Here is a 22,366-nt window from a genome sequence, read left to right on the forward strand (position 1 = left end):
GGCTCTGAGAGAGGACACCCTGTGTCACCACGTTCGTCAAAAACCGCAACGGCGTCGCCATCCGAGACACCGTTTGCGCTACCGCTTGACACTCCTCCCATGGAGGCCAAGTCCGCGCCAGAGCTGCCGGAGGAGGACGGGCCCTGGCAATATGAGCCGAAATGGGACGGCTTTCGCTGCCTCGCCTTCAAGAACGGCGACGCGGTCGAGCTGCGGGCAAAGTCGGGAAAGCCCCTGGGGCGCTATTTTCCCGAAGTCGTCAGCATGCTGAGGGACATCCGTCCACGCAGCTTCGTCCTCGACGGCGAGCTGCTGATCGAACAGGACGGCGCGCTCGCTTTCGATGCCCTGCAGATGCGCCTTCACCCGGCCGAAAGTCGGATCCGGACCCTCTCGGCTTCCACGCCTGCGCGTCTGACCGTCTTCGATATGCTGATCTGTCCAGATGGAGGTGAGACATGGCGGGATGCGCTCGACGTGCGCCGGAAGGCGCTCGAGGCCTTCATGAGCGAGGCTGCTCTGCCGGAGAGACTTGTCCTGTCGCCTTCAACCGACGATCGAGCCATCGCGGCCGAATGGCTTGAAGGCTCTCTCGACGGCCAGACGGATGGGGTTGTGGCCAAACGGCTTCGCAGCCCTTACGAGCCTGGCCAGAGAACGATGATCAAGGTCAAGCGCCTCAGAACGGCGGACTGCGTCGTCGGGGGCTTCCGCTACGAAAGTGCCAGCCGGAATGTCGGATCGCTCCTCCTGGGGCTCTACAACGATGCGGGCAAGCTCGACCATGTGGGTTTCACCTCGACCATTCCGGCTGCGGAGCGGGCCGAGCTGACCCGCAGGCTTGAGGCGCTGCGCGAGCCTCCGGGCTTCACGGGCAAGGCGCCGGGTGGGCCGAGCCGGTGGAGCACGGAGCGAAGCAGCGAATGGCAGCCTTTGCGACCGGAACTCGTGGTCGAGGTTCGGTTCGATCACGTCACAGGCAATCGCTTTCGCCACGGAACGAAATTGCTAAGATGGCGGCCGGACAAGCGTCCCGATCAATGCTTGTTGGATCAAATCGAGCCGCCCGGCATGCCTGTCTAGCTTGACTAAACCATTGTCCGGCCACGCTTGTTTTCAGCGGCAGAATCACTTTTTCGAACTTCCGCGCTGCCGAGCGGCTGCTCATATGGCAAGCGAAAAAACCATCTCTTAAGCGGTAATACCTCAGGAAAATTGTCAAATCAGGCCCGTCATGCCAGTGTTTTTTGGCACCCAGATGCCGAAGTTGTTCTGTCGAAGGTCTTCAGAATACGCCGCAAGCGTCCCTCCCCAGTGAGTTTCTCTAGGGAAGGGTGCTGCGTATTCTAAATTATATTTCGTCGAATTGATTTGTGCGTGTCTGACCTGTGCTCACATCGAGTTCGTGGTGCGCGAGGGGAATTGCACATGTCATCCGGAATCTCGGCAAACTTTGCCTCAAGCCTCATCGCCCGCGATCCGACCGGCATCGGCAACAACATCGCCAACCCGCTTTGGGGATCCGCCGGCGATTTCTATGTCCGAGTGACGCCTGACAGCTATCTCGATGGCGCGGGCCAGATGTCGCTGACGCCGATCCCGCGCGTCATCAGCGACCAGATTCTCGCGCAGCCGAAGGATGGCTTCGGGAATGACGTCAACCTGCCGAATGCCGCAGAGACCAACGAATTCTTCCAGTTTTTCGGGCAGTTTCTCACCCACGACGTCGCTGAGGCCGCAGGCAGCCCGAGCGTAGACGCGCCGGTCAATCTCGCCGGGCTGCCGTTTCCGTTCATCCGCACGCCGTTCACGCTCGTCAACGGGGTTCGCCAGCAGCAGACGACCGAGACCAGCTTCCTCGATCTGTCGACCGTCTACGGCGTCAACCAGACCATGCTCGACCTGTTGCGCGACGATGTGAACGGGGTCCAGGGCGCCAGGCTTCTCACATCTGGCGATTCCGAGGATCTGCTTCCCACCTTTGCCCAGGTCGCCGCCGATTCCGGTCAGACGATCGATCAGGTCCGCACCATCAACAACGGCCTGACCGCTCTCGGAGGGTTTGCGCCCACGCTCTTCGTGACGGGCGACGACCGCACCAACCAGAGCGCGGCGCTGCTCACGCATCACACCTTGTGGGCGCGCGAACATAACTGGCAGGTCGATCGCCTCGCGCAGGAGTTTCCGAGCTGGACTCAGGAGCAGCTCTTCCAGGCTGCCCGGGCCATCACGGAAGCCGAATGGCAGCATATCGTCTATTCGGAATATCTGCCGAAGCTTCTCGGTGCCGGCGCGGTTGGCGCCTATACGGGCTATAAATCCGATGTGAACCCGTCGGTCATCAACGAATGGACGACGGTCGCTTTCCGCTTCGGTCATGACCAGTCGAGCAACGTGCTCGATATTCTGGCCGAGAATGGCACCTCGAACGGGGCCTTCACCCTCGCTCAGTCCTTCGAACTGGCGAACGCGTCGAACGCGATCCGCAATGGTGCCAGTCTCGACGAGTGGGTGCGCGGTCAGTTGGCGCATCAGACGCAGGAGATCGACGGCAAGGTCGTTGAAGGCAACCGCAATCTGCTCTTCGGCCAAAGCAACGGCAACGGCACCGGGGCCAGCATCGATCTGACAGTGCTGGACACCCAGCGCGGCCGCGATCATGGCGTGGGCGATTACAATACCCTCCGGGCAGGGCTCGGTCTTTCGACCTATACCAGCTTCGACACGTTTGCCGCGGAGAACGGCGTCGACAGCGCGACGCTGGCTGCGCTCAAGTTGGTTTATGCCAACGATATCACCAAGCTGGATTCCATCATCGGCGGTCTGCTTGAGAGGCATGTCAGCGGTTCGCAACTCGGAGTGACCTTCACCGACCTCACGAGCAAGCAGTTCGAAAACCTGCGCGACGGCGACCGGTTCTACTACGAGAATCGCCTCAGCGGCGAGACGAGCCTGCTGAACGAGATCAAATCCACTTCTCTGGCCGACATCATCGGCCGCACCAGCGGCATCACATATGTCTACCACGACGCCTTCGCGTCCCATCAGCGCATCGGCGGCACCGAGGGCGGCGAGTCGCTCAACGGGACTTCCAAGAAAGATCTGATGATGGGTTACGGCGGCGACGACGCCGCCAGCGGCGGCAACGGCGACGATGATCTCCATGGCGGGGCCGGGCACGACAGCCTCTTTGGCGGTGCGGGAAGCGACTGGCTCGACGGCGAGGCTGACGACGACATCCTGGAAGGCGGCGCCGGCGCCGATCGTATCGACGGCGGGGCAGGCAACGACACGGCGAGCTACGCGGGCTCGACGGCGGTGGCCATCGATCTGGCGGCCGGCACAGCCTCAAGCGGTGACGCGACCGGTGATACCCTCACGTCCATCGAAAATCTGATTGGCGGCTCGGGAGCCGACAGCTTGCGCGGAAACGGCGGCAACAACAGTCTCGCGGGCGGCGCAGGCGGCGACACCCTTGACGGCGGCAACGGCAACGATACCGCCGTTTACCGCGGTTCTGCGGCGGTCTTCGTCGACCTTGCTGCGGGCAAGGCCTCGGGCGGAGAAGCCACCGGCGACGTTCTGATTTCGATTGAGAACATCGTCGGCGGCGACGGGGCCGACTCGCTTCGCGGCGATGCCGGCAACAACCATCTCAGCGGCGGCGGCGGATACGATCTCCTCGAGGGCGGCGCGGGAGCCGACACCCTCGACGGTGGCAGCGGCATCGACACCGTCACCTATGCGAGCGCGAAAACGGCTGTCTATATGGATCTTATGACCGGAAGTGCCTCCGGCAGCCAGACCGGTGCGGATGTGCTGATTGGCATTGAAAACCTGATCGGCGGCGCCGGATCCGACCGGCTCTTCGGCGACGACGGGGTCAATTCCCTCACCGGCGGCGCCGGCAACGATTACCTGATCGGCCGCGGCGGTGCGGACGTCATGATCGGTGGAACGGGTAACGATATCTATGTGGTCGACAACGCCCGGGATATCGTGAAGGAGATCGGCGACGGCGGGAAAGACACCGTCCGGACGAGCGTCAGCTACACGCTGGCGCGCGGATCCGAGATCGAGAATCTCAAAGCGATCGGCACAGGCCCGTTCCGGCTGTCCGGGAACAGTTTTGATAACGCCATCGCTGGCAGCACCGGGGATGACGTCATCGGCGGCGACAGCGGCGATGACCGTCTGTCCGGTGGCGCCGGCGACGACCGCCTGGTGGGTGGCAAGGGCGCTGACAGGCTCGCCGGCGGGACCGGTAATGACACGCTCTTCGGCGGTCAGGACCGGGATATCCTGACGGGCGATTCGGGCCGGGACATCTTCGTGTTCAATGCTCGCCCCAACAAGGCGACCAACCTCGACACCATCACGGACTTCAACGTCAGAGACGATTCCGTCTGGCTCGACAATGCGGTGTTCGGCAAGCTCGGGAAGGGCACCGAGGCGAAGCCGGTCGCTCTCAACAAGGCCTTTTTCACAGTCGGCAGCGAGGCCAAGGACAAGAACGACTACCTGATCTACGACAACAAAACAGGCGTCCTGTCCTACGACGCGGACGGATCGGGAGCCGGAAAGGCCATCGAGATCGCAAGCCTGAAGAAGGGTCTGAAGCTCACCTATCACGACTTTTTCGTCATCTAGGCGGACGAGGCTGAGCGCGACCGGGTGCGGCAAGGCGCCGTCTGCTTGACCATTGGACGGTATCGAACAGACGCACTTGAGGCCGTTGTGGTCAGATAGCCTTTGCGCCGAGGGTGGCGCACCAATGGGCGAGCCGCTCCTTGAGGATGCCGTCCCTCACGTACGCGAGCGTTTCCTCATCCTCGAGACGCTCCACCTCTTCAAACACAAAGCTTTCGGCTCCGTGGGTCGTCCACGCAGCCTGAAGAGCCCGCTGGGGCTGCGCGCCCTGAGCGAGGCTGAACCAGATCCGGTTCTGTATGGTGGCGAGATCGGGAGCCCGTCCGACCCATTGGTCTCCGGTCGGAATGCAGCGCACCACGTAAATTCCCGGGGCCGTTTTCCGCTCCTTGTAGGCAGCGGTAGCCGCTTTTCGATCAGCGCTTTTCATGGTCCGTGTCCTCTTTCACGGCGGAGAAAGCTTCGCCGTGACTTCGATTAACATCCGGGTAATATTGACGCAACGACTGAATCAGGGTCATGATGGAAATGTCACCGGAGACTCCGCCTTGTCCCACACCTTGTCTACGCCTTGTCGCGCCTTCGAACGCGGCGCCGTCCTTGTCTGCGGACCCCTGATCGAGGTCGCTGTGGGGGTAAAGGCTGCTCTGTGCCGAAATCCGGACGCTGCCATCCTCACTTTCGACGACGAGACTGGAGCGGTGATTGATCTCGATCTCCGCGGCACCGAGGACGACATCCGGGCGCGTCTCTTGGCCTCCTATCCAACCGGCGCGCTTCGGCCCGAGCCTGAGGTACAGGGCGCAGGCAACCCCGCGAGGGGACGAGGCAGGCCCAGATTGGGCGTTGTCGCCCGGGAAGTGACGCTGCTGCCCCGCCATTGGGATTGGCTCGCCACTCAGAGGGGCGGGGCATCGCAGGCGCTCAGACGGATGATCGATCAGGCCCGGCAGGCCGATGACGGTGAGGGCAGAGCGCGGGCCGCGCGGGAGGCAGCCTACCGTTTCATGGCGGCGCTGGGGGGCGATTTTCCGGGTTTCGAGGAAGCGTGCCGGGCCCTGTTTGCCGATGACCGCGAGGGGTTTGCCACACACACTCTCTCGTGGCCGCCGGACGTGAGGCATTTCGCGCAGAGGCTGGCGTGGGGCAACCCGGATGACAGTGCTGCCCGGCTTTGATGACAGAGCGATGGCGAGGCGCGCCCTTAGGGTCTTGAGCCAAGATCCCAGTAGAGGCCTGCCATGATCGCGAGGCCCTCGCGGGCGAGCGGCGCCAGCAGGTGCTCGTCAGGACCATGCTGCTGACAGCCGGGGTAGGAATGGGGAACCCAGATCGTGGGGAGGCCCAGGACATCCGCGAAAATGTCATTGGGCAAGGTGCCGCCAAGATTGGGCAGGATTGCCGGATCCTTTCCGGTCGTGCGCGCGATCGACCCCGCCGCCCATGTGACCCAGGGATCGGCCGGATCGAGTCGTGTCGCGAGGGACATCTCTTCGACCTCCTCGACCGTCACGCCGCTCCATCCATGGCGCGCCAGATGACGGCGGAGGGCTGGCACGATCTGTTCCGGGTCAATCCCTTTGACAAACCGGAGCTGGCACCGCGCCCATGCGTCGGGAGGGACGGCATTGACCGGGGTCTCCGGATTGCCAGCCCGCATGGCCAGCACGTCGAACGAGCACCATCCGAACACCTGCTCCTCCGGTGTGAGTCCCGGCTCGCCCCACTCGGGATCCATAATCGGCCCATCCGGCCCCGAATCGATCTTGAAATCCTTGAGGACGGCGCGCACAGAGTCCGGAATCCCGTCGGGACGCCACTCGGCCACCGCGATCCGCCCGGTGGGTGACGTGATCGTGCTCATGGCATGCGCAAGCTGAATAGCCGGATCCGACAGGACGCCTCCCCAGTTCCCGGAATGATGCCCGCCGTCTCTTGCCACGATCGAAAGGTCGAATGTCGCCACCCCACGCGTGCCGAGAAAGATGGTCGGACGGTCGGCCGTGAGACGGGGGCCGTCGGAGGCGATCAGAACATCGGCCTGAAAGCGGTGGTGATGGTCGGTACACAATTCGCGCAGCCCCGGCGAGCCGACCTCCTCGCCCATCTCGATCAGAAATTTGGCGTTGAAGCCGAGCTTGCCCCTGACCTCGAGAACGGATTGCAAGGCCGCGATGCACAGGGCGTGCTGCCCCTTGTTGTCGGCAGTGCCGCGTCCGTACCATCGATCTCCGACACACGTGACCGTCCACGGAGAGAGACCTTCGCGCCACGCGGATTCCATGCCGCGCACCACATCACCGTGACCGTAACCGAACACGGTCGGATAACCCGCATGTTCGATCCGTTCCGCGAACAGGAATGAGCTCTTCGCGCGCGGATGAGGCAGTATCGTGCAGGTGAAACCCAAGGTCTCGAGCCAAGGGCGAATTTCGGATTCGAGGTAACGTTGCAGAGTGTCTGCGCGGTTGCTGTCCTGGCTCTCGGTGGGGAGCGAGACGAGACGCGTGAGTCTCTCTTGAAACGCACCGGAATCGAAATAGCGTTCTGCGCTCGATATCGCGTTTGCCCGGTCCATCGTCCACTGCCTTGTCTGTCCAGCCTGGTACGCTGGCACCCCTCGCGGCGTTCGCATACGCGAATCGCGAGCCGGGTGATACAGAACCGTGAAGGCCGCGCCGCGTCAAACGCGCGTCCACGCGACAGGAGGAGACACGCGATGCATCAGGTTGAAGAGATCGAGATTCCGCAGGGCAGTTTCGGGACCACGCGTTGGTTGCCGGTTCACCGTTTCGGTGAGCCAAGCGCGGGACCGAAGATCTATGTTCAAGCGGCCCTGCACGCGGACGAGACGCCGGCGATGCTCGTTGCCCACCATCTCCTGCACCGACTCGTTGAAGCGGACGATGCCGGCCAGATTGCGGGCGAGATCGTGGTGGTGCCGTTCGCCAATCCGCTTGGTCTCTCGCAGCGGATGCTCAACATGCATATCGGCCGGGGTGATCTGGCTGGCGGCGGCAATTTCAACCGCAACTTTCCCGATGTGTCCTCTGCCGCCATAGCCAGCCTGAAAGGGCTACTCGGAAAGGATGCCCGGGAGAACGACCGACTTGTGCGGACTGCCTTGCGAGAGTCAACGCGGGCCTTGCGTGGTTATCTCGAACTTGATGCTCTCCGCGCGACGTTGCTCGGCCTTGCGATCGACGCCAACATCGTTCTCGACCTTCATTGCCACTTCGAGGGCGTCACGTATCTCTATTGTAACGATGCAGGGTGGCCCGCTGCCGCGGCGCTGTCGGCGCAAGCACAGAGCGTCGCCACGCTCCTGTCGACCGGTGGCGCGGGCGGCAGCTTCGACGAGGCCTGCGATCTTCCGTGGGTTCGTATCAAGGAAGCCTATCCCGACGTTCCACTCGCCCATGGTTGTATTGCCGTGACGATGGAATATCGCGGACAGGCGGATGTGAGCGACGACCTTGCCGCCTTCGACGCCGACGCCATCATCCGTTTCCTCCAGCGCAGCGGCGCGATCACCGGCGACCCGGGAGAGATTCCGGACGCTCTCTGCGACGCGACGCCGGTCGACGCCGTCGACCATGTGCGGGCGTTCACCCCCGGGATCATTGTGCACAAGGTGGCGCTCGGCGAGTCTGTCGTCGAAGGGCAGATCGTGGCCGAGATCGTCTCGCCGGAGGCTCCGCTTTCGACGCCTCGTACCATCCTCAGATCGCGAACCGACGGCGTTGTTTTCGGACGGCTGTTCTCCCGCATCGCCCGCCCCGGAACCGCCTTCCTGTCGATCGCCGGACAGGATCCGGCGAAGGTGAAGGACGGTCTGGGTGACCCCTATCCCTAGGGTCCAGTCCCATAAAAAATTTTTCGGGTCGGGCAGTTGCGGTTCACGGATCCCGACAGGAGATTCCCAGGGAATCGGCTCGTGTCTCGCTGACTGGCAGGACTTCGCGCGGATTGAACCCCATTGCCTCCGCCATGGGAGAGGCAAGCCGCGCGTCGATCATCGGCCGGTTATCAGCGGGTTGGTGCAATGGTGGCAGCCTCTAGGGCCGCGGCGTAACCCTTCCGTGTGGGCTCATCGCCCCCAGCGCAGCACCATCGGGTCGAGCCGGCGGGCGACCTCGACCAAGCCTTTGCGGGCTTCCGGATGCAGGGGTTGCAGGGGATGGCGCAGGGCATCGGATCGGATCACGCCGCCTTCCTTCATGAGCGCCTTGGCGGCCGAGAGGCCGCATTGCCGGTTCTCGTAGTTGATCAGCGGCAGCCACCGCTCATAGGCGACGAGAGCCTGTTCCCGGTTGCCGGCGAAATAGGGGTCGATGATTGTGCGGATGCCGTCGGGATAGCCGCCGCCTGTCATCGCGCCCGTGGCGCCGGCATCGAGATCGGCCATGAGGGTGATCGCCTCCTCGCCGTCCCAAGGGCCTGCGATGGCATCCTGACCAAGCGCGATCAACTCGCGGAGTTTGACGGCGGCGCCGGGCACCTCGATCTTGAAATAGGACACGTTGGCGATCTCCCTGGCCATGCGCGCAAGGAAAGCCGCTGACAGGAAGGTGCCGGCCATCGGCGCGTCCTGGATCATGATCGGGATCGAGATGGCGTCAGAGACCCGGCGGAAGAACGCGTCGATCCCGGCTTCGGAGACGCGCAAGGTCGCGCCGAAGAAAGGCGGCATGATCATGACCATGGCCGCGCCCGCATCTTGCGCCCGACGGCAGCGCGCGGCGCAGACCTGGGTCGAGAAATGGCTCGTGGTGACGATGACGGGAACGCGCCCGGCGACGTGATCGAGGACGGTCGTCATGACCGTCTCGCGCTCGGCGTCATCGAGCAGGAACTGCTCGGAGAAGTTCGCGAGGATGCAGAGGCCGTGGGAGCCTGCATCGATCATGAAATCGATGGCGCGGTTCTGGCCTTCGCGGTCGAACTGACCGTTCTCATGAAAGATGGTCGGAGCCACGGGAAAGACGCCGCGATAGGGGCGCGTGGACGACTGGCCGGACGCGGACATGGTTTCTCCCTTCAAAGTCTTCGCAATGTCTTCTATTGTCAGTGATTGTCGCGTGGAACGGGCGAGCCCGTGCGTCCGACCAGAAAGTCCAGATCGGCACCTTTGTCGGCCTGCAGAACATGGTCGATGTAGAGCTTCGTCCAACCGCGCTCGGCATGGGGCGCGGGCGGCACCCAGGCGGCGCGACGGCGCTCCATTTCTTCCGCTTCGACGTGAAGATGAAGGCTGCGTGCGGGGACATCGAGGGTGATGAGGTCGCCGTTCTGCACCAGCGCGAGCGGCCCACCGGCGGCGGCCTCCGGCGCCACGTGCAGCACCACCGTGCCGTAGGCCGTGCCGGACATGCGCGCATCCGAAACGCGGATCATGTCGCGCACGCCGTTCCTGAGCAGCTTCTGCGGCAGCGGCATGTTGCCAACCTCCGCCATGCCCGGATAGCCCTTTGGGCCGCAGTTCTTGAGCACCATGATGCAGGTCTCGTCGATGTCGAGATCGTCATCGTCGACGAGATGGTGCATCTCCTCGACGGTCTCGAACACGACCGCGCGACCGGTATGTTTCATGAGCTCGGGCGAGGCGGCGGAGGGTTTGATGACCGCGCCGTCGGGAGCAAGGTTGCCGCGCAAGATGGCAATGCCCGCATCCGGCTTGAACGGCTCCTCGAAGGTGGTGATCACCTCGCGGTTCCAGCACGGCGCGTCCTTCACGTTCTCCCAGATCGGCTTGCCGTTGACGGTGAGCGCATCCTTGTGCAGCAGGCCGCGCTCGCCGAGCGTGCGCAGCACCACCGGCAGGCCACCCGCATAGTAGAAATCCTCCATCAGGAACTGGCCGGAGGGCATGAGGTCGACGAGGCAGTGGATCTCGCGGCCGAGCCTGTCAAAATCGTCGAGCGTGAGGTCGATGCCGACGCGTCCCGCAATGGCAAGAAGATGCACCACCGCATTGGTCGAGCCGCCGATGGCGGCGAGCGTGCGGATGGCGTTCTCGAAGGCTTCGCGCGTCAACACCTTTGAGAGAACCAGGTCCTCGTTGACCATTTCAACGATGCGCCGGCCGGCCATGCGGGCGAGGTGGTTGCGTCGTGCGTCCGCGGCCGGGATCGCAGCATTCTCCGGCAGGCCGACACCCAGGGCCTCAACCATGGACGCCATGGTCGACCCGGTGCCCATGGTCATGCAATGGCCGGCCGAGCGGTTCATGCCGGCCTCCGCTTCGTGAAATTCCTCGAGCGTCACCTCGCCAGCGCGAAGTTGCTCGCTCATGGAAATGATGTTGGTGCCCGAGCCGATATATTTGCCGCGATAGACACCGCGCAATTGCGGGCCGCCCGACAAGCCGAGGGTCGGCAGGTCCGCCGAGGCGGCGCCCATCAGCAGGGCAGGGGTCGTCTTGTCGCACCCCATGAGGAGCACGACGCCATCCAGGGGATGGGCCCGAATCGCCTCTTCCACGTCCATGGCGGCGAGGTTGCGAAACAGCATGGCCGTCGGCCGCATGGTCACCTCGCCGAGCGATGAGACCGGAAATTCAAGCGGGAAGCCGCCCGCATCCAGCACGCCGAATTTCACATGCTCGGCAAGATTGCGAAAATGCGCGTTGCAGGGCGTCAACTCGGACCATGTGTTGCAGATGCCGATCACAGGCCGGTCCTCGAACTGGTCCTGCGGCAATCCGCTGTTTTTGAGGAACGAGCGATAATAGAAGCCCATCTTGTCCTGGCGGCCAAACCAGGCCTGGCTGCGCAACGGGCGTTTCCTGACTGCGGTCATTCTTCCAATGCCCTTGAAACTGTATATCGCGCTGTCCGGCGCGGCCTCTCGCGAACGAGACTTTGGTTGAATAGGCTCTCGATTTGATTCATATAATAGTACTAATAGTCAGCTGATAAGGCTGCTAAAGTCGAAGAGCAACGACAATTTCAGGGAGAAACTCATGAAAGCCCGTCATCTTCTGACGACGATCGGCATGACTGCCCTCATGCTGTCCTCAGGCGCCGCCTATGCCCAAGCAAAAATGACCGTCGGATTCTCGCAGGTCGGTTCGGAATCCGGCTGGCGGGCGGCTGAGACGAAGGTCTCGAAGATCGAAGCCGACAAGCGTGGCATCGACCTGAAGATCTCCGATGCGCAGCAGAAGCAGGAAAACCAGATCCGCGCGGTGCGCTCCTTCATTGCCCAGGGCGTCGATGCGATCTTCATCGCCCCGGTCGTCTCGACGGGCTGGGATGCGGTTCTCAAAGAGGCCAAGGATGCCAAGATCCCGGTCGTGCTGCTCGACCGCTCCATCGACACGAAAGACCCGTCGCTCTACCTCACTGCCGTCACGTCGGACACGGTCTATGAGGGCAAGGTGGCCGGCGAGTGGCTCGCCAAGGAAACCGGCGGCAAGTGCAACGTTGTCGAGCTGCAGGGGACTGTCGGCTCGAGCCCCGCGATCAACCGCAAGAAGGGTTTCGATCAGGTCGTTGCCGCCCATCCCGGCATGAAGATCATCCGCACGCAATCCGGCGACTTCACCCGCACCAAGGGGAAGGAAGTCATGGAAAGCTTCATCAAGGCGGAGGGCGGCGGCAAGAATATCTGCGCCGTCTACGCGCATAACGACGACATGGCGATCGGCGCCATCCAAGCCATCAAGGAAGCCGGCCTGAAGCCCGGCACAGACATCAAGATCGTCTCCATCGACGGCGTTCCGGATATCTTCAAAGCCATGGCCGACGGCGAAGCCAACGTCACGGTCGAGCTGACGCCGAACATGAGCGGGCCGGCTTTCGACGCGCTCATCGCGTTCAAAAAGAACGGTACGGTGCCGAAGAAGTGGATCCAGACGGAGTCGAAGGTCTTCCTGCCCGCGACGGCAAAGGCCGAATACGACCGGCGCAAGGACCTCTACTAAGATCCGCAAATCGCCGGAGCGGCAGGCGGACAATCGCCTGCTGTCTCGCCTGTGGAACGGCAAGGATGGGATGCCATCAGTGACGGAACAGCCCCAGCTTCTCGAGATCCGAGATCTCACGAAGGGTTTCCCGGGCGTGCAGGCGCTTCACCACGTGGACTTCACGCTGCATGCGGGGGAGATTCACGGCCTGCTGGGTGAGAACGGGGCCGGTAAATCCACGTTGATCAAGGTGCTCACCGGCGTCTTCAAGCGCGATGCCGGCACCATCCGCCTCGACGGGGATGACATCGCGGCGCGCGATCCAGCGGATGCGCTCGCGCTCGGCATCGGGACCGTCTATCAGGAGGTCAATCTTCTGCCCAATCTGTCGGTGGCGGAGAACCTCTTCATCGGCCGTCAGCCGCATCGCTTCGGCCTCGTGCGCACGGGTGAGATGCGCCGCCTCTCGGAAAAGCTCCTGGCCGGCTACGGCCTCGACATCGACGTCGCCAATCCGCTGGGCACCTATTCGGTCGCCGTCCAGCAGATCGTCGCCATCGCCCGTGCGGTGGATCTCTCGGCCAAGGTGCTGATCCTCGACGAGCCGACGGCGAGCCTCGACGCGCAGGAGGTCGAAACTCTTTTCGGGATCCTGCGGGATCTCAGGAGCCGGGGTATCGGCATCCTGTTCGTCACGCATTTTCTCGATCAGGTGTATGCGATCTGCGACCGGATCACCGTGTTGCGCAATGGACGTCTTGTAGGCTCGCGCCCGATCGCGGAACTGCCGCGTATCGCGCTCGTCTCGATGATGCTGGGGCGGGAGCTGGCTGCCGAAGCACTGCATCGCAACCAGCGTAAAACGGTCACGGGCGAACCGCTCGTCACGTTCAAGGATTACGGCAAGCGCCGTCTCATGGAGCCGTTCGATCTGGAGGTTCGCCCCGGCGAGGTGGTGGGTCTTGCGGGCCTTCTCGGGTCCGGCCGCACGGAAACGGCGAAACTGGTTTTCGGCATCGAACGCGCCGATAGCGGGCAGGCCTTCGTCGACGGCAAGCCGGTGCGCATCGCCACGCCGCGGGATGGGGCGCGGCTGCGGTTCGGGTTCACGCCGGAGGATCGCAAGACAGAAGGCATCGTGGCGGAATTGTCCGTTCGCGAGAACATCATTCTCGCGCTCCAGGCGCAACGCGGCTGGCTGCGGCTGATCCCGCGGCGCAAGCAGGAAGAAATCGCCGACCGTTTCATCAAGCTTCTCGACATCCGCACGCCGGATGCGGAAAAGCCCATCGGCCTCCTTTCCGGCGGCAATCAGCAGAAGGCGTTGCTGGCGCGCTGGCTTGCCACCGAGCCACGTTTCCTCATCCTGGACGAGCCGACGCGCGGCATCGACGTGGGGGCGCATGCGGAGATCATTCGCGTGATCGAGCGCCTGTGCGAGGAAGGGCTCGCCCTTCTCGTCATCTCGTCGGAGCTGGAGGAGATCGCCTCCTACAGCGACCGTGTCGTGGTCCTGCGCGACCGGCGGCACGTGCGCGAACTCTCCGGCTCGGATGTGAGCGCCGACACCATCATGACAACCATTGCGGGCCATTGAATGAGCGGCATGATCCAGGCCAGATCGTCCCGCGCTCTTCCCAAGGGGCTTCCGCAGCTTGCTGCGCTGGTTCTCGTCTTCTTCGTCAACTGGCTCGTCTTCCGCGACTTCTTTGCCTTGCGTCTGCAGGACGGACGCCTCTTCGGCAGTCTCATCGATGTGCTGAATCGCGGTGCGCCGTTGGCCATCCTCGCCTTAGGGATGACCCTTGTCATCGCGACGCGCGGCATCGATCTTTCGGTCGGTGCCGTCATGGCGATAGCAGGCGCGATGGCCGCGACGCTGACAGCACAGGGCTATCCGTTGCCCGTGGCACTCGCCGCCGCTGCCGGCATCGGCCTTGCCTGCGGCCTTTGGAACGGCGTTCTCGTGGCGGTGCTCGAGATCCAGCCCTTCGTTGCCACCCTGATCCTGATGGTGGCGGGACGCGGCTTCGCGCAGCTGATCACCGAAGGCCAGATCATCACCTTCACCAGCGACAGTTTTGCGGCCATCGGCAGCGGTTCCTTCCTCATGCTGCCCGTTCCGGTGCTGATCGCCATCGTGATGCTCGTCATCACGCATGCCATCGTCCGCTACACGGCATTAGGGCTTTTCATCGAGTCCATCGGTGCCAATGTGCGTTCAACCGCCTATGCGGGCATCGGCACCAAAGTCGTGACCATCGCAGTCTATATGTGGTGCGGCCTGTGCGCGGCGATTGCGGGCCTCATCGTGACGGCCGACATCCGTGGGGCGGACGCCAACAACGCCGGCCTGTGGCTCGAACTGGATGCGATCCTCGCCGTGGTGATCGGCGGAACGTCCCTCTTCGGAGGACGATTCCATCTCGGGCTTGCCGTCGTCGGAGCCCTCATCATCCAGGCGATGAACACCGGCATCCTGCTGAGCGGCTATCCGCCGGAATACAACCTCATCGTGAAGGCGATCGTGGTTCTCGCCGTGCTTCTCGCCCAATCGCCCGTCCTGTCGGCCGTCAGCGCCGTGTTGAAGGCAAGAGCATGATCCGGCGTCACCTTCCCGTCCTCATCACGCTGGCTGTCTTCATCGTCGGCTACCTGATCTGTCTGGCGCAGTTCCCGAGCTTCGCTTCGACCCGCGTGATCGGCAATCTTTTGACCGACAACGCCTTCATCGGAATTGTCGCCGTCGGCATGACCTTCGTCATTCTCTCCGGCGGCATCGATCTTTCGGTCGGCTCGGTCATCGCCTTCACGAGCGTTTTCCTGGCCGTCAGCATCGAGAAGTATGGGCTCAATCCTTATCTGGCCTTCATTCTTGTCTTGGGTATCGCGTCGCTATTCGGCGCCGGCATGGGCTTCGTGATCCACACTTTCCAGATCCCGGCCTTCATCGTCACATTGGCAGGCATGTTCCTGGCGCGTGGCCTGTGCTTCGTTCTGACCACGGATTCGATCCCGATCAACGCGCCCGCCTATGGCCTGATCACGGATATCGCCTTTGCCCTGCCGGGCGGGGGGCGCCTGACCTTCATCGCCATCGTCATGCTGCTGACCTTCGCCGCCGGCATCGTCCTGGCGCATTTCACGCGATTTGGCGCGAATGTCTATGCGCTGGGCGGCAACCGGACCTCGGCGGAACTGATGGGCGTTCCAGTGGCCAAGACCACCATCCGCATCTACCTGCTGTCGAGCTTCCTGGCGGGCGTGGCCGGAATCGTCTTTTCTTTTTACACCTCCGCAGGCTATTCCCTTGCTGCCACCGGGGTCGAGCTCGACACCATCGCGGCGGTCGTCATCGGTGGCACGCTGCTGACGGGCGGTTACGGAACGATCATCGGCACGCTGGTTGGCGTGCTCATTCAGGGTTTGATCCAGACCTACATCACGTTCGAGGGGACCTTGAGTTCCTGGTGGACGAAAATCGCCATCGGCGCATTGCTGTTCGCATTCATTGTGCTGCAGCGGGGCCTGTCGGCGGCTTCCCTGCGAACGCGGTAGTCTGGAAGAGGAGATTTGATGTTGCTGAACGGTTTGCGGAGGCCTGTACGCGCGCGATCGGCCCATGATCTCGTCGCACGCGGGATCGGCCAGAACATCATGCAGGGACGCTTTCCCATCGGCAGCATTCTGCCGGGAGACGCGGATCTGATGGAGCTGTACGGCGTTTCGCGCACATCCCTGCGCGAAGCCCTGAAGACTCTCGCGGCAAAGGGCCTGATCGAATCCAAGACCAAGGTCGGCACGAAGGTTCTCGACCGCAACAACTGGAACATGTTCGACGCCGACATTCTGGACTGGCATCTGGAGATGGGCGTCGACGCCCGCTTCCTGGGATGGCTGTTCGAGATCCGGCAGATGCTGGAGCCCCTTGCTTGTGCCACCGCCGCCATGCGCCGCACGCCGGACCAGCTCGAGGAGATGCAGCGGGCGCTGGAGGCCATGTATCTGTGCGAGACGAGCCGACAGGGCTTCACCAAGGCGGACCTCGCCTTCCACCAGGCCATTCTGGAGGCATCCGCCAATCCCTTCCTGCAATCGATCGGTTCCATGATCGGTGCGGCGCTGGCGACCTCGTTCACAATCAGCTCGCCGGTTTCCAGCGACGCGCGCTTCAAAGCGGTGATGCGGCAGCATCAGGCGGTGCTCGATGGAATCGCGCAGCGCAATCCGGTCGCGGCCAGCGAGGCCATGTCGGCCCTCATCCTTCAGGCCGCGGAACGGATACAGATCAAGCATGGGGAAAGCGCCCTCACGACGGTCCAGATCCATGCCTTCTCGGGTGTCGCGTAAGCGAGACGGCCCCGGGATCGCCGTGACGTCTTCTGGCGATTAGTATTATAGTATGATTTATTGGGTCAGCTCACAGGTCTAACACTCGGCTGACCGAAGGCGGGGCTACTCCAGAAGTCGCTCCGCCGTGATGGGTGAGGAGCGGGCGCCGGCTCTACTGGCAACCGCATGCTCACCTGGGTCCAGAGTGAAGAAGACTGACGTTGCACCGGGCGCGCTGTCGACGTTCCGGGCATGGACGATAGGGAGAACGACCTTGAAGACATTCACGATGACACTGGCAGCCGTGGCCCTTGGAGCCTCCAGCATCCTTGGCGCTGCTCACGCGCAGGATAAGGGGACCGTCGGCGTGGCCATGCCGACGAAGTCGTCCGCGCGTTGGATCGACGACGGCAACAACATGGTCAAGGTGCTCAAAGAGAAGGGCTACGCCGTCGATCTGCAATATGCGGAAGACGACATTCCGAACCAGCTCTCGCAGATTGAGAACATGATCACCAAGGGCTCGAAGGTGCTGGTAATCGCGGCCATCGATGGCACCACGCTTTCCGACGCGCTGCAGCAGGCGGCCGACAAAGGCATCAAGGTGATTGCCTATGATCGCCTGATCCGCAACTCCAAGAACGTCGACTACTACGCCACGTTCGACAACTTCCAGGTCGGCGTGCTCCAGGGCGGCTATATCGAGAAGGCGCTGGGGCTCAAGGAGGGCAAGGGTCCGTTCAACGTCGAACTGTTCGGTGGTTCGCCTGACGACAACAACGCCTATTTCTTCTATAACGGCGCCATGTCGGTGCTCGATCCTTACATCAAGAGCGGGAAGCTCAAGGTGGTGAGCGGCCAGACCGGCATGGACAAGGTCTCGACCCTGCGTTGGGACGGTGCCGTCGCGCAGGCCCGCATGGATAACCTGCTCTCCGCCTTCTATCCCGACAAGCGCGTCGATGCGGTTCTGTCGCCTTACGATGGCCTGAGCATCGGCATCATCTCCTCTCTCAAGGGGGTCGGCTACGGCACGCCGCAGCAGCCGATGCCGGTGATCACCGGACAGGATGCGGAAGTGCAATCGGTCAAGTCGATCCTCGCCAAAGAGCAGACCGCGACCGTGTTCAAGGATACCCGCGAACTCGCCAAGGTGGCTGCCAACATGGTCGACTCCGTGCTCTCCAACAAGCAGCCAGAAGTCAATGACACCAAGACTTACGAGAACGGCATGAAGGTTGTCCCGTCCTATCTCCTGAAGCCGGTCAGCGTCGATGCGTCCAACTGGAAGGACGTTCTGATCGGCAGCGGCTATTACAAGGAAAGCCAGTTCAAGTAACTGGTTTTGACGTACACTGGACCCTGCGCGCCCGCGCGGGGTCCTCGCTCGATTCCTGAAGGTTCGTTGCCCGAGGTCATGCGATGAACGCGATCCTTGAGATGCGTGGGATCACCAAGACGTTCCCTGGCGTGAAGGCGCTGGACAACGTCAACATCGCGGTCAAGGACGGCGAGATTCATGCGCTGGTGGGCGAGAACGGCGCCGGCAAATCGACGCTGATGAAGGTTCTGAGCGGCGTGTACCCGCACGGCTCCTATTCGGGCGAGATCCACTACGAGGGCCAGGAGCGGCGTTTCTCGGGCATCGCCGACAGCGAGAAGCTCGGCATCATCATCATCCATCAGGAGCTCGCTCTCGTGCCGCTCCTGTCGATCGCCGAGAACATCTTCCTCGGTAACGAGCAGGCCACATTCGGCGTTATCGACCGGTCCCTCACATTCATGCGGACGAAGGAACTCTTGAAGCTCGTCGGCCTGAACGAAGCGCCCGACGTGCTGGTCACCAATCTCGGCGTCGGCAAGCAGCAGCTCGTGGAAATCGCCAAGGCGCTCTCAAAGAAGGTAAAGCTTCTGATCCTCGACGAGCCCACGGCGAGCCTCAACGAGCAGGACAGCGACGCGCTCCTGAACCTGCTGCTCCGTTTCAAGGAGCAGGGCATCTCCTCGATCCTGATTTCGCACAAGCTCAACGAGATCTCGAAGGTTGCCGATTCCATCACGGTCCTTCGCGACGGCGGCGCAGTCGAGACGCTCGACTGCCGGACGCAAGAGGTGAGCGAGGACCATATCATTCGCGGCATGGTGGGCCGCACCATGGACGAGCGCTATCCGACGCGGGAGCCGAAGATCGGCGAGACCATTTTCAAGGTCGAGAACTGGTCGGCCTATCACCCGCTCCACAAGCATGTGCAGGTGGTCAAGAACGTCAACCTCCACATCCGGCGCGGCGAGATCGTCGGAATCGCCGGACTGATGGGGGCAGGGCGGACCGAGTTCGCCATGAGCCTTTTCGGCCGCAGCTATGGGCAGAAGATCTCAGGCCGGGTAGGCCTGGGCGGCAAGGAGATCGATGTCAGCACGGTGGAAAAGGCCGTCGCCAACGGGATCGCCTATGCCACCGAGGACAGGAAGACTTATGGCCTCGTTCTGGGTGAGGACATCCGCAAGAATGTCACGCTCGCTCATCTCGAGGGCGTCTCCAAGAATTTCGTCATCGACGAGATGCAGGAACTGGCGGTCGCCAATGATTACCGCGCCAAAATGCGCATCCGCAGCCCGAGCGTCTTCCAGGAGACCGTCAACCTTTCCGGTGGAAACCAGCAGAAGGTGGTGCTGAGCAAGTGGCTCTTCGCCGACCCCGAGATCCTGATCCTTGACGAGCCCACCCGCGGCATCGATGTGGGCGCGAAATACGAGATCTATATGATCATCAACAGGCTGGCCGACGCTGGCAAGGGTGTTCTCATGATCTCCTCGGAGATGCCCGAACTGCTCGGCATGTGCGACCGGATCTACGTCATGAACGAAGGCGCAATGATTGCCGAACTCGACAGCGCCGAGGCATCCCAGGAAAAAATCATGCACGCCATCGTAAAGTCGGGGAGACGCTGAGATGGACACCAGAACCGCCGACGAGATTGAGGCGCCCCGGCACAAGACGTCGCGGATGGAATTCGTAAAGACCCATTTCCGCGATTACGGCATGCTGCTGTCGTTGCTCTTTATCATGCTGTTCTTCCAGGTTGTGACGGATGGCACGCTGCTGCGGCCGCTCAATCTCACGAACCTCGTGCTGCAGAACAGTTACATCGTCATCATGGCGCTCGGCATGCTGCTCGTGATCGTGGCCGGGCATATCGACCTTTCTGTCGGCTCCATCGTCGGCTTCCTCGGCGGCTTGGCCGCCATGATGATGGTGCGATGGGGCTTCGATCCGGTCACGACAACCATCGCCTGCCTGATCGCCGGCGGCCTGATCGGCGCGGCGCAGGGCTATTGGGTGGCCTACTTCAAGGTTCCGTCCTTCATCGTCACTCTCGCGGGCATGCTCGTCTTCAAGGGCCTGACGCTGGCCCTCCTGGGCGGCATGTCGGTCGGTCCCTTCCCGGTCGGATTCCAACGCCTCAGCTCCGGCTTTCTTCCGGACGTGTTCGGCGGCCAGGGCTTCAACGTCACCGCTTTGTTTCTGGGCGTCGCAAGCATCGCGGTCATGATCTATTTCAGCTTGCGCAGCCGCGCCAATCAGATCAAGCACGCGGTCGAGACAGTGCCATTCGGCCTGTTTGCGTTCAAGAACGTCCTGCTCGCTTTTCTTGTCATCGGGTTCTGCTATCTGCTTGCGACCTATCGCGGCCTGCCGAACGTCCTCGTCATCATGGCGGTGCTGATCGCCCTCTATGCTTTTGTCACCAATCGCACCACCATCGGCCGGCGCATCTATGCCCTGGGCGGCAACGAGAAGGCAGCCAAGCTCTCGGGCATCAAGACCGAGCGACTGACCTTCCTCACTTTCGTCAATATGGGCGTGCTCGCGGGCCTTGCCGGCCTGATCTTTGCTGCACGCCTCAACACCGCGACGCCAAAGGCCGGTCTCGGCTTCGAGCTCGACGTGATTGCCGCGGTCTTCATCGGCGGCGCCTCCGCCACTGGCGGCGTCGGCAAGGTGACGGGTGCCGTAATCGGCGCCTTCGTGATGGGCGTGATGAATAACGGGATGTCAATTTTGGGAATTGGCATCGATTACCAGCAGGTCATCAAGGGCCTCGTGCTGCTCGCCGCCGTCTCCCTCGACGTCTATAACCGAAAGAAGTGATCGACGCTCAAGCACGTGAGCGTCCGCCCAATGCCGCGCCGCGACTGCCACATGAGTGTCCGAAACACGAAAGGCCGTACCTGTTCAATTGGGAATGTCGTCTATTCGAACATTCCGCAAGTCCGGCCGGGTTCGACTGATGAGGATTGAGTGGCCAGTCCGCAGACGGAGCTTTCACACCTTCACCTCCCGGGGAGATGAACAGCCCTAAACTCGGGTCAGGCGAAGCGCCTGACCCGAGGGCGGTCGCACCCGCTCGCGATAGGCTTCTTCACGGTGCCGGCGACAGAATCCCGCCCTTGTCCTTGCACCACTGCGCCACGTGGGCATGCGTGGCGAACCAGCACCCGCCGCGCGCCTTCATGTGGGCAATGAGACGTCGCAGGATGCCGATGCGGCTGCGATGGCCGATGACATCGGGGTGCATGGTCAGCAGGAACAACCCGCCTTCTTCCCACGCCTCGTCGAATTCAGCTGTGAAGATCTCCTCCACTGCTGAGGGCGCAGTATAGGGGCGCAGGGCCGAGAAACGATCCATAACCAGATAGGCGGCGTCGTCCCTGATCCACTCGGGGGGAAGTTCGACGATACCGGTCGGCTGGTCGTTTAAAAGCAACTCGTATGGCTCGTCGTCGGCCATGAGGCTGGAATCGTAGAGCAGGCCCATCTCGCGAATGATCTCGAGTGTATTCGGCGAGAAGTCCCAGCTGGCCGTCCGCATTCCCACCGGGTCACGCCCCGAAATTTCCGCCAGCTTTTCGGCCGCACGATAACTCAACTCTCGCTCGACCTTATATGGGAGGAGATTGTTGCGTTCGTGAATCCAGGAATGGATCCCGATCTCATGTCCATCATGGACGACGCCACGAACCTCGTCGGGATAGAGCATGGCGGAGACCGCCGGATAGAAAAACGTCGCTGCAATCTGTTCTCTCTCGAGAATGGCTCGGATCCTCGGAACGCCCCGTCGAGAACCGTAATGTCCCTGGCTGATCAGCATCGGGCTTTTCAGCCCGTCTCGGAGCGGGATCGTATCGTGGTCGGCATCGAACGAGAGTGCGACTGCGCAACGCGCGCCGTCCGGCCACGCCGCAGGTGTCAGATCGCGTCCGGCGCGCGCGCGTCCGACGATCTCACGCCATTTGGATTCCGGCCACTCATACGGCTCGCCTTCGATGTCGGTATCAGTGCTCATCGTTGTTTCCTCCTGCGGCGCAGTCACGCCTTATGGTCTTCGTCGAGCATGCCAGCATGGGCTGATGCTTGCACCTGCGCAGGTAGGCTTTTGACTTGCACCGCGCAACCGGGCCGCTAGTTTGAGC

At 62.4% G+C, this 22,366-nt stretch carries 17 protein-coding genes; 12 read left to right on the top strand and 5 right to left on the bottom strand.

From position 1 onward, the window contains the following. Positions 1-21: 21 nt before the first annotated feature. Both J4G32_RS10860 and J4G32_RS10865 read left to right on the top strand, forming a co-directional pair. Positions 22-1,083, top strand: a complete 1,062-nt coding sequence (locus J4G32_RS10860; protein WP_343232633.1) for an ATP-dependent DNA ligase — start codon at positions 22-24, stop codon at positions 1,081-1,083. A 345-nt stretch (positions 1,084-1,428) separates the two neighbouring features. Next, entirely contained in the window at positions 1,429-4,650 is a 3,222-nt protein-coding gene (locus tag J4G32_RS10865; protein WP_210490842.1) for a peroxidase family protein, read from the top strand. Positions 4,651-4,741: 91 nt separating this feature from the next. Here the strand turns inward: J4G32_RS10865 and J4G32_RS10870 are convergent, their stop codons facing one another. After that, the gene (locus J4G32_RS10870; RefSeq protein ID WP_210490843.1) at positions 4,742-5,080 is read right to left on the bottom strand and encodes a GIY-YIG nuclease family protein; all 339 of its coding nucleotides are present in this window, start codon (positions 5,078-5,080) and stop codon (positions 4,742-4,744) included. Between the two features lie 118 nt (positions 5,081-5,198). Here J4G32_RS10870 and J4G32_RS10875 point away from each other — a divergent pair, with 118 nt between their 5' ends. Beyond that, positions 5,199-5,828 carry a DUF2239 family protein gene (locus J4G32_RS10875; protein ID WP_246504948.1) on the top strand — a complete coding sequence of 210 codons (630 nt, stop codon included), beginning with the start codon at positions 5,199-5,201 and terminating at the stop codon, positions 5,826-5,828. A gap of 26 nt (positions 5,829-5,854) precedes the next feature. Here the strand turns inward: J4G32_RS10875 and J4G32_RS10880 are convergent, their stop codons facing one another. Continuing rightward, positions 5,855-7,228, bottom strand: a complete 1,374-nt coding sequence (locus J4G32_RS10880) for a M20 family metallopeptidase (protein ID WP_210490845.1) — start codon at positions 7,226-7,228, stop codon at positions 5,855-5,857. Positions 7,229-7,369: 141 nt separating this feature from the next. Here J4G32_RS10880 and J4G32_RS10885 point away from each other — a divergent pair, with 141 nt between their 5' ends. After that, positions 7,370-8,506 (top strand): succinylglutamate desuccinylase/aspartoacylase family protein, encoded by a 1,137-nt coding sequence (locus J4G32_RS10885; RefSeq protein WP_210490846.1) that lies wholly within the window; start codon positions 7,370-7,372, stop codon positions 8,504-8,506. 234 nt (positions 8,507-8,740) lie between these two features. Here J4G32_RS10885 and J4G32_RS10890 read toward each other — a convergent pair whose 3' ends face one another. Continuing rightward, complete coding sequence (locus J4G32_RS10890; RefSeq protein ID WP_210490847.1) at positions 8,741-9,679, bottom strand: dihydrodipicolinate synthase family protein; 939 nt, start codon at positions 9,677-9,679, stop codon at positions 8,741-8,743. Positions 9,680-9,717: 38 nt separating this feature from the next. After that, positions 9,718-11,451 carry an IlvD/Edd family dehydratase gene (locus J4G32_RS10895; protein ID WP_210490848.1) on the bottom strand — a complete coding sequence of 578 codons (1,734 nt, stop codon included), beginning with the start codon at positions 11,449-11,451 and terminating at the stop codon, positions 9,718-9,720. A gap of 163 nt (positions 11,452-11,614) precedes the next feature. Here J4G32_RS10895 and ytfQ point away from each other — a divergent pair, with 163 nt between their 5' ends. From ytfQ to mmsB, 8 genes are all read left to right on the top strand, one after another. Continuing rightward, positions 11,615-12,577, top strand: a complete 963-nt coding sequence (gene ytfQ / locus J4G32_RS10900) for a galactofuranose ABC transporter, galactofuranose-binding protein YtfQ (RefSeq protein WP_210490849.1) — start codon at positions 11,615-11,617, stop codon at positions 12,575-12,577. Positions 12,578-12,647: 70 nt separating this feature from the next. Further along, on the top strand, positions 12,648-14,156 hold the full coding sequence (gene ytfR / locus J4G32_RS10905; protein ID WP_210490850.1) for a galactofuranose ABC transporter, ATP-binding protein YtfR: 1,509 nt from the start codon (positions 12,648-12,650) through the stop codon (positions 14,154-14,156). Beyond that, the gene (ytfT, locus tag J4G32_RS10910) at positions 14,157-15,161 is read left to right on the top strand and encodes a galactofuranose ABC transporter, ATP-binding protein YtfT (protein WP_210490851.1); all 1,005 of its coding nucleotides are present in this window, start codon (positions 14,157-14,159) and stop codon (positions 15,159-15,161) included. It begins immediately after the preceding gene. Next, entirely contained in the window at positions 15,158-16,117 is a 960-nt protein-coding gene (gene yjfF / locus J4G32_RS10915; protein WP_246504949.1) for a galactofuranose ABC transporter, permease protein YjfF, read from the top strand. Before ytfT ends, yjfF begins: the two co-directional genes overlap by 4 nt. An 18-nt stretch (positions 16,118-16,135) precedes the next feature. After that, positions 16,136-16,909 carry a FadR/GntR family transcriptional regulator gene (locus J4G32_RS10920; protein WP_210490852.1) on the top strand — a complete coding sequence of 258 codons (774 nt, stop codon included), beginning with the start codon at positions 16,136-16,138 and terminating at the stop codon, positions 16,907-16,909. Positions 16,910-17,180: 271 nt separating this feature from the next. Beyond that, entirely contained in the window at positions 17,181-18,230 is a 1,050-nt protein-coding gene (gene chvE, locus J4G32_RS10925) for a multiple monosaccharide ABC transporter substrate-binding protein (RefSeq protein ID WP_210491440.1), read from the top strand. A gap of 83 nt (positions 18,231-18,313) precedes the next feature. Beyond that, the gene (mmsA, locus tag J4G32_RS10930) at positions 18,314-19,843 is read left to right on the top strand and encodes a multiple monosaccharide ABC transporter ATP-binding protein (RefSeq protein ID WP_210490853.1); all 1,530 of its coding nucleotides are present in this window, start codon (positions 18,314-18,316) and stop codon (positions 19,841-19,843) included. Positions 19,844-19,898: 55 nt separating this feature from the next. After that, positions 19,899-21,044 (top strand): multiple monosaccharide ABC transporter permease, encoded by a 1,146-nt coding sequence (gene mmsB / locus J4G32_RS10935; protein WP_425515510.1) that lies wholly within the window; start codon positions 19,899-19,901, stop codon positions 21,042-21,044. A 271-nt stretch (positions 21,045-21,315) separates the two neighbouring features. On the opposite strand, the gene J4G32_RS10940 is transcribed toward mmsB, so the two are convergent. Next, complete coding sequence (locus J4G32_RS10940; RefSeq protein WP_210490855.1) at positions 21,316-22,239, bottom strand: polysaccharide deacetylase family protein; 924 nt, start codon at positions 22,237-22,239, stop codon at positions 21,316-21,318. Positions 22,240-22,366 lie beyond the last annotated feature (127 nt).

The organism is Microvirga antarctica (genome assembly GCF_017921815.1).
In the GTDB taxonomy this organism is placed as follows: Bacteria; Pseudomonadota; Alphaproteobacteria; order Rhizobiales; family Beijerinckiaceae; genus Microvirga; species Microvirga antarctica.